Origin of the sequence: Zhongshania aliphaticivorans (genome assembly GCF_902705875.1) — a bacterium.
Taxonomy (GTDB): Bacteria; Pseudomonadota; Gammaproteobacteria; order Pseudomonadales; family Spongiibacteraceae; genus Spongiibacter; species Spongiibacter aliphaticivorans_A.
Window position 1 is genome coordinate 974,421 of record NZ_CACSIK010000001.1, and the last position, 16,483, is coordinate 990,903.

Genomic DNA, 16,483 nt, shown 5'->3' on the forward strand with positions numbered 1-16,483 from the left:
CTTTAAGGAATAAGCGGGCCAAAGATGTCACTTAATGGTAGACACTGTCCGCCAATGAGTGGGATCTCATCAGGTGCGCACAAGAAGTCTAAATCACCGCCACTTGAGCTAGTGTTACAGGCGTCGGCGTTATCGTAGGAATCATCTACAACATCGTTGATCCACTGTGAGACCAAATCTACGGCGGTGCCGTGCACAGTGCTGCGAGCGATTGGCGGCATACGCGCGGCAAGAGTGGTTGCATCAGGTCCTAAGCGGTATGGCAAAATTGATTCTGCAGCATTACCCGGAACGATATCGTACTCATGGCCGCCACGACCTTCTGTACCACTTGCGGTTGGCCCTTTACAGATACCAAAGGTGTCGTTTACTTCACGGAAGACATCCATATAGAAGCCGGTATTCTGTGCTAATCCACGTGGGTTGTGGCAATGAGCGCAGTTAACCTCTAGGTAAGAGCGGACCCGTGCTTCAATATCTTCATCGCTGCCAGCAGTATAACCAGAGTCACCGGGAATGTTGAAGATGGGGTTACGTTCAACCGAGCTTAAGTACAAGGTTGTAGGGTCAGTTTCTAAATTGTCAGGGCAGTTTTTCATTAACCCGTTTTGGCACCAGTAAACCAATTGGTTTTTACCATTTACAGGATGTGAATCTATTCCCGTTGTTAATGGTGACTCGCTGGCAAACGGACGGTTTAAGTTACGCGCTTTAGGGCCAATGGGGGCTGAGCCAGTTTCTGCATCATCGTTGGCGTGACAGCTTTGACACTGGTTGGCATTGGGAAGCGTGTACTCGTCGGTAGAACCAACATAGTGCTCACCACTGTTTACGTCATGGTAATCCCAGCTGGCGCTGATAACGTCACCTTGCTGAAGCAGCGTCGCTACTTTTTTACCATCTTCTTCCGTCCATTTGTATTCTAACCCTTCCCAGTAAACTTGGCCGCCGCTGGTTTCACGTTTAATAATTAAGCGTGTTTCAGCTGCGGTTTCAGTTTGGCTTGGTTCATCGGTAAACGAGAAGGTTTTCGCTAAGATCGTGCCCACTGGGAACAGAATCGTAGCATTAGCGCTGTCATTACCATCACGGTAAGTGGCCTGCTCGCCTTCTGGGATGTAAGCAACACGATATTTTGTGGAGTAGTCTGAGAACAGTTTGGTGTTTAGTACAAAAGGTATACCTTGGCCATTAGGCAGGCTGGTAGGGTCTTCTGGGTCACTAAACAAATTGTACTGATCTAAACGTGGGCAGTTTACGCGGTAAGCATCTGCGTTGATTTTTCCTTCCGCAACACTCGTTTCACAAAGTTGATCGATGAGTGCTTGCGAAGGTGCAGGATCAATATTGCCTGAAGGAACAAATTCAGGAATTTCAATTTCGGGTAATGGCTCCATATTGCTGCCATAGGTGTCGTCACACAGGTGTGGTGTGATATCAGTATCAGCAGGGAAGTTAGGAATACTGGTGATGATATCTAATATGTCTTCCTGACTAGAAGCGGGGAAATAAAGTAGTGTCTCTAAACCCTCAGTACCGTGGAAATTGGAGAAGGTCTCACTATCGCTATTAAAGGTGTTGTCTTTATCGATACAGGAATACCACCACTGAGGTTTTTTGCGTTCACCGGCCTCGTCAAACTTGTAGCCGTTGTAACGGCAAGATGGGTTGGGGTATTGGTTGCCTGATATGGGTTTGCCTTCTGCATCTGCAGGAACAGGGTCACCGTTGCTGTCAGTTGGGTATGGGCAGTCGGGATTGTATTCGTCTTCGTAACCGTCCCATGCAATATGAGCACCGCGGTATTGACCAGAGCCTACCAGCATTTTTAAGCCGACTAAGGTTGGAAATGCTGAGGTTATTTGTTCGCCACCGGTATCGATAATAGCGGCAAAATCTGGGCTAGGTAGGTCGTTACCGTTGTCATTAAAGGTGTTATTCCAAACATGAACGCCTTCGCTGTATAAGTCCATGCGGCGGTCACCTGGTACACCAAGCAACTTGTAGCTGATGTGTAAGATACCGGCGGTGCCGTTGTTTTCGAAGGTGTTGTTAAAGACGTCGATTTTGTCGTAACCCATGGTCAACATACCTGTACCACGAGGAACGTTAGAGACAATGCTTCCGGGTTCGGCAAAGTTGTAGGTGTTGTTGTTACGTGAGACGTTGCCGTGCATGCGAGTGCGGCTACCGTAGCGCGTTAGGCCATCTAAGTCATAGACCAAAAAGCCGCCGGTATTACACTCGGATAAATTATCTTTGTACTCACCGCCACGAACGTTTTCGATTTCAAAGCCAAATACGTTAAAGGCCGTACGGCTGTTACGAATAATGGCATTGTCAGTTTGACCAACATAAATACCGGCGTCAGATGCACCGATGGACTCTGAAAATTCAACTAGAATGTTTTGAGAGTTAACTGGGTAAACCCCATAGCGGCCCGATAATTTACTCACGTTATAATCGGGAGACGTGGTATCGGTTTCCAGTGGATTTGGGTTGTCTGGGTTGTGGCGAGCAGGATCCGTACAAGCAATATTCAGTTTAGTGGTGTAGTTCTCTGCTGTTATCGTGTCTTCGTTGTCGGTGTTGCGCCCGCTAGACCAGATAGCACGAACATGGCGTAATGTGCCGTGGTCTACGCCTTGCAATTTGAATGCGTCACCAGGGGAGTCGAGAACCGTTAGGTCTTCAACCGTGATACCGCGAACGGTGGTGGCCAAAAAGCCTTCCTGCGAGCCACTGTTTTTGAAAGACAAGACGGTTTTGTCCATGCCTTGGCCCTTAACTAGGATGTCTTCGGTGCCAGAAATTTGAATGCCAGATGTTAACTCAAAATAACCAGCGGCAAATTCAATAACATCTTTAGGTTTGGCTTCTATCATGGCCACTAACATTTCAGTTGTGGCATTCTCACCGGGCTCAATGAGAAAGGTTCTTCCCACAGCTTCTTCGCTTGGGTCGGGGTTTTCTGTTCCTGGGTCGCCACCATCAGGGTTGTCGCCAGAAGATGAACTACTGCTTGATCCGCCGCAGCCGGCAAGCCCAAGAAAGAGGAGGATTAAAAAGAGGTGTATCGAATATTTGGAGAGTTTCCGCATTGTTTAAAGCCCGGCAAGAGTTGTCAAAAAAGAGAATAGGAGCCAAAGCCAGAAAAGGCGAATTAGCTTTGGTAATTAAAGGACTATCCTAGCAATAACAAATGCGGATACAATGCAAATTCGTGTCGTTAATGGGTTAATTCGTGACAAAAAGCGCAGGTGCAGATACCACCAGTATGCAATGGGCGCAGATGGTCGTTCAGGTCATTCTGGATGCTTGTGATGTGGATCAAGAATGCTTATTTAAAGAAGCAGATCTTGATATGACGAGCTGGATGTCACTTTCGCGGGTTACCCAAGAAGACCTTACTTCGTTGTGGAAGGCCGCAGACCGTTTGGGTGGGCCGCCAGACATTGGCTTAGGCGTTCTTAAAAAGTTTCATTTCCGCACGGTTGGCTCGTTAGCCTTTAAAATGATGGTAGCAACAACCTTTCGGCAGTCTATCCTTGAGGCAAATCATCAAATCTCATTAGTGAGTGATGTTTGGCGATTCTCTTTAGCCGAGGAGCGAGGCCAAGGGGTGATGCGATTTAGGCTCGTTAATCCCGCCGTAGACGTTACCCACCATTCATACGATGCCTTTATTAGTGCTTGTACACGTCTCGTACGCGATTGTTTTCCCACTGAAAACTACTCCTTCTCTGAGATATGGTTTGCGCGGCCAGATTTAGGCATGAAAAAAAGATATGAGCAGGCACTGGGATGTCACTGTCGATTTGACGCAAGTGAATATGCTCTGTGTATGGATGCACGTCTACTTGATATCCCTCTGAGTTCTTCTGATCCCCAGCTCTATGAAACCTTAGATTACCGCTTGGATCATGAAACACGCCACCTTAATAGCCTTAGCGCCCATATTGAAAAAACCATATTGGGGCTCATCGATCAAGGTGTTACGCCGTCGCGTAGTGCGGTGGCGTCAAGTTTGGAGGTGGGCGAGCGCACCTTGCTACGTCGCTTGAAAGACGAGAACTTAACCTTTAAAGAATTACAGGAACAGGTATTTGAAACCCTCGCTGTGCGGTCATTACAGCAAGGTGACTCCATGGAGTCGATAGCAGAACGCTTTGGTTATGCCGATGCAACGTCGTTTAGAAAAATGCTTAGGCGACGAACCGGGATGAGTGTGCGAGCCTTGCGATCCAGCCCAATAAAACACTAGGGCACAGTAATTAGCTGTGCCTCTAGCTTATCTTGTTGCGTTACACCTCAATAAACATGTTACTAAAGGTGGGTTTTTACGATTAAACGTTTAAACACCACCGCATTATGATCTTCTAAATCTCTCTCGGGCTCTTCTGCTAAGGTGATATTGGGGAAGCGTTTGAACATTTCTGACAAGGTTAAATAGAGCTGTCGTTTGGCGAGGGCGGCGCCAATGCAAAAACGCGGACCATAACCAAACAACACGTCGGGCTCAAATTTGCGTTTTACATCTAACTTTTCGGGATTGCTGAAATAAGCTGGGTCGTGGTCTTTGAGGTGCGGCATCATCAAAACCATTTGGCCTTTTTTCACCTCTTGTCCTAGCAAATTCATGTCGCTGGGCGCGTAGCGCGCAAATCCCATTTTAGAGTTACCTGACCAGCGCATGATTTCACTAAAGGCATTTGAGAAGGCGTCGGCAGACTCTAAGGCGTCTTGCACTTGATCGGGATTTTTTAATAAGGCGTAAACCGACCACTGCTGAGCAATTAGGGTGGTGTCAGCACCGGCGCCAATGAGGGCGAGAATCAGGGTGATGATATCCCATTCATTAAAATTATCGTTGCTTGCTTCAATTTTTAATAAAGCACTGAGAAAATCACCGTCCTGAGGATTTTCTCGGCGCTCGGCAATCACTACTTGAAGAATGTCGATGGCTTTATTGCTGTCTTCTTGGGCGCGAAGGCGACGCTCTTCAGAGATTGTCGGATTCCATGTTTCCGTGAAGGTCTGGGTAACACGCTTCATTTCGGGCCAATATTTTTCCGGCACACCGACCATGGCGGTGATAGAAATAAACGGAATGTGCTGGGCAACTTCAGTGATGTAGTCAAATGATTCTGGGGTGCCAATATCGTCAAAAAGGCGCTTAACATGCGGTTCAATTTGGCGCTGGATATTCTCAACGACATTCCGAGAGAAGGCCGGTGAGGTAATTCTGCGCACCAAACGATGGTGGTCAGGGTCTGCCAAAAGGCTGTGGCCCACTAATGCCTTCTCAAACTTATTCCAGTTTTCCTCGGTGGGGCGAGGGGGCGCAAATTCCCAGTCATAAAAATCAGAAGAAAGGTATTCACGCTTCCAGCAGTCCATGATGTCGGTCATTTGCGTCATGATCCACGCCTGCCACGGTGCATACCAAACTAGTGGGCCTCGGGCCGCAATGGCAAGGCATTGTGGCGCTGGGTTTTCGCTATAGGACTGCGAATTTGGATCAAACAGGGATTCAATAGGGGGTAGTGCTGTCGCATTTTCTGACATGGTCGGTCCTCTCTTCGGGCATTTATTGCGCTCAGATTATTATTGTGAAGGATATGATTCCGCTACTTGCAAAAAAATATACTCCAGTGTAATTTTATTCTCAAGTTACTAAATAATTAATAATGATTTCTGGAGACGTGGGCATGAAGAATTTTAAGAGCAAGGTGGCCGTTATTACGGGTGGCGCCAGTGGTGTCGGGCGGGCAATTGCCCATGCCCTTGCCAAAGAAGGCGCAAAAGTGGTGATCTCAGATATCGAGGAGAAAGCGCTAGATCGAACCATAACTGAACTAGAGGGCTTGGGTTGCGAGTGTATGGCGCAGCGTGCTGATGTTACCAATGCGGATTCAATGAAGGCCTTGGTAGAGGCTGTAATGGCTAGGTTTGGGGCTATCCATCTTGTTTTTGCTAATGCCGGTGTGGGCACCGGTGAAGCCGGCAATATGTGGGATTATGAACTTAATGACTGGGAGTGGGGATTTCGGGTAAATACCTGGGGATTGATTCACTCTATCAATGCATTTATGCCTAAGTTAGTTGCTCAAAATGAAGAGGCTCACTTTGTGGTGACCGGCTCGGGTAATGGTGCTTTTCTAATGTTGCCTGACACCCCAATTTATACGGCTAGCAAAGCGGCAGTACAGGCCATTACCGAGAATTTGCATTATCAGTTGCAAGCGAGTCAGTCACCCGTAAAGGTTAACGCCTTGTTTCCCGGTCCCAATGTCGTGAATACGGGGATCTTTAACTCTGAGCGAAATCGTCCAGATGCCTTGCCTGGTAATCCTGATAAGCCGGATTCTGGTATTCATTCAGTAGAAGACATGAAAGCCATTATGGCCCAGTACGATATGCAGTTGCAGACCACCGAGCCAGAGGAGGTTGCAGAATTCGCAATACAGGGGATTCGCGATGAGATATTTTGGATTTCACCCATGTCGGACAAGGCCCGAGCGGCATTTGTTGCCAGAGTGGATAGCATATTAAATAAAACCACCCCTGTTGTTCCCAACGTTTTGTAAGGTGGCGTTATCATCGGCTGGTGCGTGGCGCCAGCCCAGCTTGGTTATACCCCAAGGCTTGCGTTACTATCCCTTCCGAAATAAGGATTTGAGGTGAGTATTTTGGCGATAGCACAACTTGGACGTAGAGAGCGGAAGAAAAAAGCGGTTCGCGATAATATTTGTGAGCAGACCCTACTTCTTATAAATCGTTATGGCGTAGACGGTACAACCATTGATGCTATCTGCGATTGTGTCGATATTGCCAAAAAAACATTTTATAACTACTACAGTTCTAAGCATGACCTTTTGGTTGATATTTGCCAGTCAGAACTGTTGCAGCGCACCGAAGACATTATTTCAGAGGCTATGTCGCAAAGCGATGATTTAGCTACACAGCTCGAATTTGTGCTGGGTGTACTTGCAACACGCAACAGCACAGCGAGTAAACTGGAGCGTGAGTTAATTGGTTATTTAGTCAGCTCACTGTCTACCAACTTAAGTCAGGGTGCTGGGCAGCTACAATTTATGAGTGATTGCTATTTGCGCTTATTTAATCACAGCAAGTCGCAACTCAAGGCCGGTTTAAGCCCCCAATTTTGTGCTGAAATGACGGTGGGCATGACCAATATCATCACCTTGAATTGGCTGCATGATGACAGTTACGATACCTTGGCAAGTTTTCACATGTTGCAAGCTTATTTAAAAAACAGCATGTTGAAGTAAGTCATCTATAAGCTGTATTAACGCTCTTATCCTGCCAGCTATCAATTTTTGATTGTTCATACTTACTTGTCTGCACCACCACGATTAACGATCAAAACGTCGTGTTTTAGGTGTTTTTAAGGATGTAGCGAGCATAATAGGTTTATCTCTTTAGACCGGTCTTTACCTTTTCTCTTACTCATCGTCGAACATTTCTTATATCCGTTTAGCTGTTACTAGGGCCAAATTGGGCCGCAATTTTATTGGGTGACGTAATGGAGATTCTCTAAGTAGTTGCGAATGAGGATTTTGGTAAAACAGAGATTCAGCAGTAGTTGCGAACGAATTCTTTGAAAATATCTCAACATACTTGCGAATATTAGGGGTCTCAAGCGGGTAATTGCGGATATTCTAACTAGCTGATAATCATATGCTTTGTAATAAAATAGCCTTTCGGACTAGCTTAAGAGCGTTACTAAGGGCGGATGAGCTAATATAAAATAAACATCCACCCATAAGATTTTTGCCAGCCCTCACTCATCGCTAATTAGCAGTCGGAGTGAAAACCATTGCCCGTTTAACAAACCCTAAACGATAGTGCGTCACTTGCTCGTGCTCAATTTCTATAAGGGTCTCAATCGCGCTCGCGCCGCAATTGCGATTTGGATATGCACGAAGTGAGTGTTGCCCAGCAGGTAGGTGTAGCTCTAGCAGCGACCCTTGATCGATTGGCGCGATCTGTTCTTTACCAATAGTGATTATAGGAATGCACGCACCACCTCTCATGCCGGTATCACGGGTAACTACAAGCAGTCCTGTGTTTTCGCCGGGCGCACGATATTTTCCTGTTTTCCAAAGGCCTGCCAGAACGTGGGTGGGGTTTTGAGTAGGCACTGTACTAGTTGCGCAGGCTGACAATATCGCGATTGCAGAAAATACGGCAAACTTTTTCATTCTCAATTATTCCAAGTTTATTTAGCCTTATTATGACTACTTAAGCTTCGCACTGACACCGCGGCGGCCCAAGTATAACCATATCCGACTGCAAATTACACGGTTTGACTTAACCCCTAAACGTTATTGGCCCAGGGGGTACTGAATCCTGTTGGCACGTTTTTCATTCGCATGCGCAACTGCGAATATGAGACACATTCGCAATTTCACTGAGATTCTCCACAATTTTATTGGGTGACGTAATGGAGAATCTCAAAGTAGTTGCGAACGACTCCTTCGATATTTCGGGGGACTCAACGGTAGTTGCGAATGAATGATCTGAAAGTGTCTCAATATACTTGCGAATGTTCTACTCTTTGATTGTAGGACAGCGGCGTAATACCCATGACGATCCCTAGTTCCGTTTAGTTGTAATACTGAAACTTCTGTTACATTTATAATTCTAGCGGAGGTAGGTTAGATCTAACTGACTCATTGAAACGATGTAGCGCCCCTTCAAACCGGCCGAATAGAAGTGTTTCGTTAGCTCCGCTAAGAAGGCCTGACTGAATGCTTTCACCGATATCAAAATCTTCGTTAAGAGTCGTTACCGTTAGTTGGTGGTTTTTGTCCCAGTAGGCGTGCGACTGTTTCGAGTCCGTAGGCATCAGAGTGACTATTCGAACTTCGCTTTGGTCTGCAGATAGTGGTGTTATCGAGATCCAAATCACATGATCTGACTGCAACAATAGCGAATTACTCGGGAAAATGTTTAGTAAAACATTGGCATGTTCTCTGATGCGCCATTGGTCTCGAGGTTGCCCAGTTAAATCCGTAATTGACGACCGTGGCAACACCGAACGCATGTGTACCCCTAGGCATTGATAGCTAGATAAATTATCGTTGAACAGGGAGGCGATAGTCTTTCTATGCGCGACGCGAAAATGATAGGCCTCGATACCGCCTTCTACCAGTATTTTCCAGTTGCAGTGTCGCAATTGAAGTTCTGATTTATAAACTTTAAGTCGGTCTATTCCGGCCCAAGTTAGTTCTGAATCGAACGCATTGAGATACTCCACTAAATTCTGTGGGCTATCTTTGGGTAGCAACCAAATGAAGCCGTGCCTCACAGTCGTGGGTACTGATTTTAGGTTTAGGCTACTTCTATCCACACCAGGAAACCCCGTTTCTAGATGCGGGCCATTGATGAATTGGCCTTTACTGTCCCAAGTCCATGCGTGGTAAGGGCACGAATGCCGGTTCTTGCAGCCACTTTGCTCACTAACTAGACGCGTTCCGCGATGGCGGCACACATTGAGAAAGACACGGATTTCATTGTCATCCCCACGAAGCAATAAAAGTGGCTGGTCGTTGATGGTGCGGCGAAGAAAGCTGTTCGGGCTATCCAGCTCACTGACATGCGCGATAATCGAAGGCATTCGACGGAAAATATTATTCCGCTCGGAATCAAAGCGTTCTGGGTTGGTGTAGTCGTCAACTGGATTGCAGGTGGGCACATCGTCCAAAAAAAGTCGCTTCTTCTGTTTTAAACCAATGAGTTCTTCGAGCAGTGCTACTTCATCTTTATGTTGCATTTTTCGGCTCCTTACCAAGCGGTAGGTCGATATTCACTTACCAATTGGTAGGTGTCAAGTTATACTGTCTTTCAAATTCCTTGGAGCGAGCTATGAATACGCCTGAACGAATACTGGTAGCTGCACTAAAACTATTTGCTGAGAGAGGCTTTTACGGTGCCAGTATGGATCAGATTGCCGGAGAGTTGGGGCTCACTAAGCAAGCTCTAATTCATCATTTCGGGACAAAAGAAAAATTATATGGCGCGGTGCTTGTGGATATCTCTGGGCGACTAATTCCTGGAGTCTTCCAAACGCAAGATGCTGGATCGGAGAGGTCATTTACTGATGCTGTCTTATATATTTATCAGAGCACCTTGGAGCATAGAGAGGATGTGCTTGTACTTATGCGTGAGCTTCTTGATAACCGTGATCGTGCCGCAAAGGCCGGAAACTGGTACCTCAGGCCTTTCTTGGATGGTTTGGCTAATTTATTGCGTCGAGACCCAAGCTGGAGCGATGCTAACGACGCTTCAATTTTTGTTCATGTTTACCAAGTACTTGGGGCGATCAACTATTTTGCTGTTTCAACCGTCACGCTTGGGAATATGTACTCAACTCAGCATGTTGAAGCGATGCGAGAAAGCTTCCCTGAGTTACTTCAGAAGCTTGCTACGGGCCGGGAGAGGGGGAGGTAGTTTGTCGCTCGCGCAAGTGTACCGAAAACTGTTCGTATCGTTGTCGATGAGACCGGCGAGGCTTAGGCCTTCGGGTGGATAGATGGCTCCATCCGCATGCGCAACTGCGAATATGAGACACATTCGCAATTTCACTGAGATTCTCCACAATTTTATTGGGTGACGTAATGTTAATGCATCTAAACCCATTCTTAACTTGACGTAAAAATATAAACCGTATACTTTTTTTACACTACGGTTACCTTATTTGGGCCAGTCTGGGAGATATGTATGACAACGCGTTACGACAAGCCAATTCCTTATGGTTGGTTTGCAATTGAATATACTGCGCAATTAAAAGTGGGTGATGTTAAACCGCTGCGTTATTTTGGCCGTGATTTAGTGCTGTTTCGTACCGAGTCTGGTGAAGCGGCATTGCTCGATGCGCATTGCCCTCATTTGGGGGCTCACCTTGGTCACGGTGGTGTCGTGAAGGGAGAGAGCATCAGCTGTCCTTTTCATGCTTGGGAATACAATGGTGAGGGGTTTTGCACCAAGGTGCCTTACGCCAAGAATATGCCGCCCAAGATTGATGGTAAGCAAGCCATTGGTCGCTATCCCGTGCTTGAATGCAATCAAATGATTTGGGCTTGGTATCACCCAGAGAAGGCCGAGCCACTTTGGGAGGTTGAGGTGCATCCAGAGCTGCATTCGCGGGAGTGGACGAGTATGGATGTCTACGATTGGCGGATTAACTCTATCATTCAAGAGACCGGCGAAAATGCGGTGGATATTGCCCATTTTGTCACCGTGCACTCAGCCCCCGAAATGCCTATGGGTGAGGTAACCATTAAGGGATATCAGCGGAGCACAATGATGGACAGCCTGTCCGAGGCAATTGATGAAAATGGCAATATTGATCGCAGCGGTGAAAATTACGATATGGGCCGCTTAGTGACTTCATCATATGGGCCGGGGCAAACCTTTCAAAAATTTTCTCGTTTATTTGACATCGTAATGATGGGAACAGTGACTCCCATTGATGAGCAAAGCCTGCATATGCGGTTTAGCTTTAGTATGCCCAAACAGCAATCAGATGAGCACAAAGTTTACGNCAACGCCTTCCGTGACGAGATTGTCCATCAAGTAGAGCAGGACATCCCCATTTGGGAGAACAAGGTCTATCTCGATGAGCCAACATTATGTGATGGTGATGGCCCCATTGCCAAATATCGAAAATGGTTTCAGCAATTTTATGTTGTTTAGAGCGTAAAACCAAAACAGCAAAGCAGTAAATTTTAAAATTAATAATAACAAGGAAAAGATTATGACAAACGCAGTAAAGCCTGTTGGCACCCCTGGCGATATATTGAATTGGCCCATGCTAAAGATAAGTTATCTTACTGATCCGGAAAATATTGCGGCGCTTTTACCACCGGGAATTAGCCCAGGAAAAACGCCTAGAGTAACGTTAACGGTTTATAATTTCCCCGTACTTAACGAGCCTGAGTACGGTTGTGTTGTAAATGTGGACGCGACATACAATGGTATAGAGGGCGAGTACACCCTAGGTATAGCGATTGATCAAGAGGCGGCCATATATGGCAGCCATGAACGCTGGGGACAGCCCAAATATTATGGTGAGACTAAATATTTTCGGCTAATGAATTATGTTAGTGCAAGTGTCACCCATCGTGGTTATACCTTTTTGGAGTACAGCGGAGAAGTGACTGGGGAGGGCGAGATTCCCCCAGAATTTGAAACTAATGAATGGTGGATCAAGTGTTTACGTGGCGTTGATATGACATCCAATGACTACGACTTTCCGCCCCATGTGGTACGCGTTTATAGTAAATATGGCACAGCCTACGTTGAGAAATTAAACGGAAAGCTCACCCTTAACGATAGCCCATGGGATCCTGTTGCCAGCAAATTGCCGGTGCGTAGTGAACCTGAGGCGCATCTATGGACGCCGATTTTTCTCGACCGTCAGATCACCTTGGAAGGGCCTTTAGACCCAGAAGGCTTTCAGCCCTTTGCTGATACCATTGGTGGTTCACGTTGGCCTGGTGAATATGGCGCACCTAAAAAAGCGTAGGGCAGGTGCCCCTGTAATGAAGAGGTCAGCTTGATTGCAGGGGCACGCGCTGCTTCTAGTAAGCGGTAAATGGTGAAAATATTAGCTTAATCACACGCCACCTGAGGCCCTGAGATAGGACTTTGCGCTTACTTTTGGTGCGCGTTACGCCCTTGTTTGGTTCAAAAATACTACTTTGCTGTAGGGTGAGTTTTTAGAAAATTTAGCAAAGTTGTTGATTCATGGGCGATACAGCCGCTTGGCATGGAATCTGTATTAGTGTTATTGTCCGCACTCTTGGTGGTATTGGACTAACTACAATTTGGAAATGGAAAGCTAGGGTTCCGATCTCAATGCGTTTTTTGAGATGACTGGTCCGAGAGCTTTCGACCTTCGGCGCATTTGGCGGCATCGCTAAATCACAAGGTTACACGGCGGGATAAAAGCCCGGGAGACGATTGGCGACATATCGCCAGGAGTGCTCTATGAATCTGTGTAACACAGCTGGAGGTTTACCCATGAAGCGATTCGCCGCTTTACTTCTTACCTTGACGTTCTCGTCATTTTCTTCTGCCGCAACTGACAGTTTTAAAATCTGCTGGTCCATTTACGTGGGTTGGATGCCTTGGGGTTATGCCGCCGAGCAAAAAATTGTTGATAAGTGGGCCAAAAAATACAACGTCGATATCGAAGTTGTACAAATCAACGATTACATCGAATCTATAAACCAATACACCACCGGCGAATTTGCTGCTTGTGCCATGACAAATATGGATGCGCTGACAATTCCTGCTGCGGGCGGGGTGGACAGCACAGCACTTATTGTTGGCGACTTTTCCAACGGTAACGATGGGGTGGTGCTGAAAGGTGACAACAAGCTAGAAAATATTAAGGGTCAGAAGGTCAACTTGGTTGAGCTAAGTGTCTCTCATTATTTGTTGGCGCGGGGTTTGGAAAGCGTGGGTATGAGTGAGGCCGACGTGACTGTCGTCAATACTTCTGATGCCGACATGGTTGCGGTGTTTCCCACGGCTGGCGTGACGTCTGTAGCGACGTGGAATCCTTTATTAAGTGAAATCCTCACTATGCCGGGTGCCAATATGGTATTCGACTCTTCAAAAATCCCCGGTGAAATTATTGATTTACTCGTGATCAATACCGAAGTGCTGAAAGCCAACCCTAATTTAGCGAAGGCCTTAACCGGAGCGTGGTATGAAATCATGGCCACGATGAGTGATAGCGGTAAGAACGGTATTGCTGCACGCACTGAGATGGGCATGGCGTCGGGTACTGACTTGGCCGGCTACGAGGCTCAGCTAGCGAGTACTGAAATGTTTTACAGTGCCAAGAAAGCGGTCGAGTTTACCGAGAGTGCAGCCTTGAAAACAACAATGAAAAACGTTGCTGAGTTTTCATTCCAGCATGGCTTGTTGGGTGACGGTGCGCCAGATGCTGGATTTATCGGCATAGAAACCCCCGCTGGTGTGTTTGGTAATAAGGCGAATATTAAATTCCGTTTTGACCCCAGCTATATGCAAATGGCTGCCGACGGCAAATTGTAAGAACGAACCGCTACGCTAGTTTTGAGCTAGCGTGGCGTGTCATTTACAAAACGGTCTGACAAGGGAATGGTTTTATGAAGCGTCTTATTAATTTTACCCCCGCAAAAATATGGCGAATTGGATTAGCTTTGCTGCCGTTTGCTGTCATTCTTCTTTTGTATATTTCAGCATCAGACGCAAGGCTTGCAGAAAATCCACAAGACAAATTGTTACCAAGCTTTAGTCAAATGGGGGATGCGATTCAGCGTTTGGCATTTGAGCCCAGTAAGCGCAGTGGCGATTATTTATTTTGGCAAGACACGCTAAGTAGTTTGCGTCGTCTAGGCTTGGGTATGCTGATAGCCGCTTCATTGGGTATGTTGTTTGGATTAATGACCGGTGCCTTACCGGTACTTAATGCCAGTTTTGCGCCTTTGCTTACCGTGGTTTCCTTGGTGCCGCCAATGGCGTTGCTGCCGGTACTGTTTATTGTGTTTGGCTTGGGTGAGGTGTCAAAAGTCGCCTTGATCGCTATTGGTGTTACCCCGTTTATTGCCAGAGATATTCAAAAGCGGACCTTAGAGATACCCCGAGAACAATTAGTTAAAGCGCAAACCTTGGGGGCGAATAGCGGCCAAATTATTCTTCGAGTGTTAATTCCCCAGCTGATGCCCAGATTGATTGATGCCGTGCGTCTGTCACTAGGATCTGCATGGTTGTTTTTGATCGCCGCTGAGGCCATAGCGTCAACAGATGGTCTGGGATATCGCGTGTTTTTGGTTCGTCGTTATTTGTCGATGGATGTCATTTTACCTTATGTGGCATGGATCACCTTGCTTGCCTTTGTTATCGATTATGCCCTCACTCGGCTTAGTCGTTATGCGTTTCCGTGGCATGCGCAACAGGAGGGTAAGTCATGATTGAAATAAATAATGTATGGAAGCGTTATGGTGACAACGTCATTTTAGAAAATATTTCTGCCACTGTTAAAGAAGGTGAATTTATTACCTTGGTTGGTGCCTCAGGTTGCGGAAAAAGTACTTTTTTAAAAATGCTGTTGGGAACAGATACTGCCTCGCAAGGAGATATCTTGTTAGATGGTAAGCCTATTCCCTCTGAACCTGATGCTGAGCGCGGAGTTGTGTTTCAGCAATACTCGGTGTTCCCTCATCTTAGCGTATTAGACAATGTCGTTATTGCCAGAGCATTTGAAAAAACCAAAATAGGTTTCTTGTGGGGAAGCGCCAAAAAAGCAGCGCGCACCGAAGCCGCTGAGTTGCTGGATATTGTCGGCCTTGGTCATATGCAGAACCGCTATCCTGACGAGCTATCTGGCGGTATGCGGCAGCGCTTGGCAATTGCGCAAGCATTAATTTTAAAACCCAGAATATTATTATTAGATGAGCCGTTTGGCGCTTTAGATCCAGGCATTAGGGCAGATATGCATGACCTAGTTTTGGATTTATGGCGCAAGCATAAGCTCACTGTATTTATGGTCACTCACGATTTGAAAGAGGGCTTTCATTTAGGCACTCGGCTGTGGGTATTTGATAAACGTCGAGTCGATCTTCAGGCGCCAAATGCATACGGTGCAGGTATTACCTATGACCTGCCTGTTGGGGTTTGTGAACCTGAACTACTCGATGAAATTGATAGTAGCCTAATGGTTAAGAATTAGGTGGAGTAGATTTACATGCAACACTACGAAACGGAAATCCCAGTTGGTGGCCACTGGTCACTAGAAATGAAACGCGGTACCCAATTAACCTTGCGAGATGTAGATGGTAACGGCAATGCCGGTATGCTGTTTTTTAATCCCCGCAATTTGTTGGAGCGCTATAACGCACCAGACACCCTGAAATGCCAGCATACCTTTAAGTTGAGTAAAGGCCATTGTCTCTACTCTGATATGGGGCGTATTTTTGCCTCAGTGATTGAAGATGATCACGGCTGGCACGACACCGTCTGTGGAAACAGTCATGCCGCCCATGTTGCCGAGCAATGGGGTGCACGAAACTACCAGCGGGATAGAAATCAGTGGCATCAAAATGGTTACGATGCCTTTCTTACTGAATTTTCTAAATATGGTTTAAGTGCTCCGGATATGGCCGCCAATATTAACTGGTTTAGTAAGGTGATAACGGATGCCGACGGGAATCTCTCTCTTGGGTCAAAGCGTAGCGGTGCCGCTAAGTCCGTTAGCCTGCGTTTTGAAATGGATACCTTGGTTGTTATGCACGCTTGTCCGCATCCTTTGTGCAGCGATGAGGCCTACCCTCGTTATCGCATTGGCATAGAGTTGGGTCTTGCCTCACCACTGACGGATGACGATGTGTGTCTTAATCACTGCGACGAAAACCGTCGTGGTTTTAAAAATAACGCGTTATACCATTTTGGTGGCTAAGCA

General features: G+C 46.5%; 14 protein-coding genes and 1 riboswitch. Of the genes, 10 read left to right on the top strand and 4 right to left on the bottom strand.

Annotated elements, in window-relative coordinates:
- Positions 1–2: 2 nt before the first annotated feature.
- On the bottom strand, positions 3–3,101 hold the full coding sequence (locus tag AELLOGFF_RS04460) for a parallel beta-helix domain-containing protein (RefSeq protein ID WP_159267548.1): 3,099 nt from the start codon (positions 3,099–3,101) through the stop codon (positions 3–5).
- Positions 3,102–3,244: 143 nt separating this feature from the next.
- Between AELLOGFF_RS04460 and AELLOGFF_RS04465 the strand changes: the two genes are divergently transcribed.
- On the top strand, positions 3,245–4,264 hold the full coding sequence (locus AELLOGFF_RS04465) for an AraC family transcriptional regulator (RefSeq protein WP_159267549.1): 1,020 nt from the start codon (positions 3,245–3,247) through the stop codon (positions 4,262–4,264).
- Between the two features lie 62 nt (positions 4,265–4,326).
- Here the strand turns inward: AELLOGFF_RS04465 and AELLOGFF_RS04470 are convergent, their stop codons facing one another.
- Positions 4,327–5,568, bottom strand: coding sequence for a cytochrome P450 (locus AELLOGFF_RS04470; protein WP_159267550.1), 1,242 nt, complete (start codon positions 5,566–5,568; stop codon positions 4,327–4,329).
- A gap of 143 nt (positions 5,569–5,711) precedes the next feature.
- Between AELLOGFF_RS04470 and AELLOGFF_RS04475 the strand changes: the two genes are divergently transcribed.
- Complete coding sequence (locus tag AELLOGFF_RS04475; protein WP_159267551.1) at positions 5,712–6,590, top strand: SDR family NAD(P)-dependent oxidoreductase; 879 nt, start codon at positions 5,712–5,714, stop codon at positions 6,588–6,590.
- 93 nt (positions 6,591–6,683) lie between these two features.
- Complete coding sequence (locus AELLOGFF_RS04480) at positions 6,684–7,295, top strand: TetR/AcrR family transcriptional regulator (protein WP_235035496.1); 612 nt, start codon at positions 6,684–6,686, stop codon at positions 7,293–7,295.
- A 522-nt stretch (positions 7,296–7,817) separates the two neighbouring features.
- On the opposite strand, the gene AELLOGFF_RS04485 is transcribed toward AELLOGFF_RS04480, so the two are convergent.
- Positions 7,818–8,228: a hypothetical protein gene (locus AELLOGFF_RS04485; protein ID WP_159267552.1), complete on the bottom strand. Its 411-nt coding sequence runs from the start codon at positions 8,226–8,228 to the stop codon at positions 7,818–7,820.
- A gap of 434 nt (positions 8,229–8,662) precedes the next feature.
- Positions 8,663–9,802 (bottom strand): aromatic ring-hydroxylating oxygenase subunit alpha, encoded by a 1,140-nt coding sequence (locus tag AELLOGFF_RS04490; protein WP_159267553.1) that lies wholly within the window; start codon positions 9,800–9,802, stop codon positions 8,663–8,665.
- Positions 9,803–9,894: 92 nt separating this feature from the next.
- On the opposite strand from AELLOGFF_RS04490, the gene AELLOGFF_RS04495 reads away from it, so the two are divergent.
- From AELLOGFF_RS04495 to AELLOGFF_RS04525, 7 genes are all read left to right on the top strand, one after another.
- Positions 9,895–10,479, top strand: a complete 585-nt coding sequence (locus AELLOGFF_RS04495; RefSeq protein WP_159267554.1) for a TetR/AcrR family transcriptional regulator — start codon at positions 9,895–9,897, stop codon at positions 10,477–10,479.
- 270 nt (positions 10,480–10,749) lie between these two features.
- Entirely contained in the window at positions 10,750–11,724 is a 975-nt protein-coding gene (locus AELLOGFF_RS04500) for a Rieske 2Fe-2S domain-containing protein (protein WP_159267555.1), read from the top strand.
- A gap of 61 nt (positions 11,725–11,785) precedes the next feature.
- Positions 11,786–12,556, top strand: a complete 771-nt coding sequence (locus tag AELLOGFF_RS04505) for an acetoacetate decarboxylase family protein (protein WP_159267556.1) — start codon at positions 11,786–11,788, stop codon at positions 12,554–12,556.
- A 304-nt stretch (positions 12,557–12,860) separates the two neighbouring features.
- Positions 12,861–12,991: riboswitch (guanidine-I (ykkC/yxkD leader) on the top strand.
- A 62-nt stretch (positions 12,992–13,053) separates the two neighbouring features.
- Positions 13,054–14,097, top strand: coding sequence for a putative urea ABC transporter substrate-binding protein (locus AELLOGFF_RS04510; RefSeq protein WP_159269276.1), 1,044 nt, complete (start codon positions 13,054–13,056; stop codon positions 14,095–14,097).
- Positions 14,098–14,171: 74 nt separating this feature from the next.
- Positions 14,172–14,996 carry an ABC transporter permease gene (locus tag AELLOGFF_RS04515; protein ID WP_159267557.1) on the top strand — a complete coding sequence of 275 codons (825 nt, stop codon included), beginning with the start codon at positions 14,172–14,174 and terminating at the stop codon, positions 14,994–14,996.
- Positions 14,993–15,754, top strand: a complete 762-nt coding sequence (locus tag AELLOGFF_RS04520) for an ABC transporter ATP-binding protein (protein ID WP_159267558.1) — start codon at positions 14,993–14,995, stop codon at positions 15,752–15,754. Before AELLOGFF_RS04515 ends, AELLOGFF_RS04520 begins: the two co-directional genes overlap by 4 nt.
- Positions 15,755–15,769: 15 nt before the next feature.
- Positions 15,770–16,480 carry an urea amidolyase associated protein UAAP1 gene (locus AELLOGFF_RS04525; protein WP_159267559.1) on the top strand — a complete coding sequence of 237 codons (711 nt, stop codon included), beginning with the start codon at positions 15,770–15,772 and terminating at the stop codon, positions 16,478–16,480.
- The last annotated feature ends 3 nt before the right edge of the window (positions 16,481–16,483 follow it).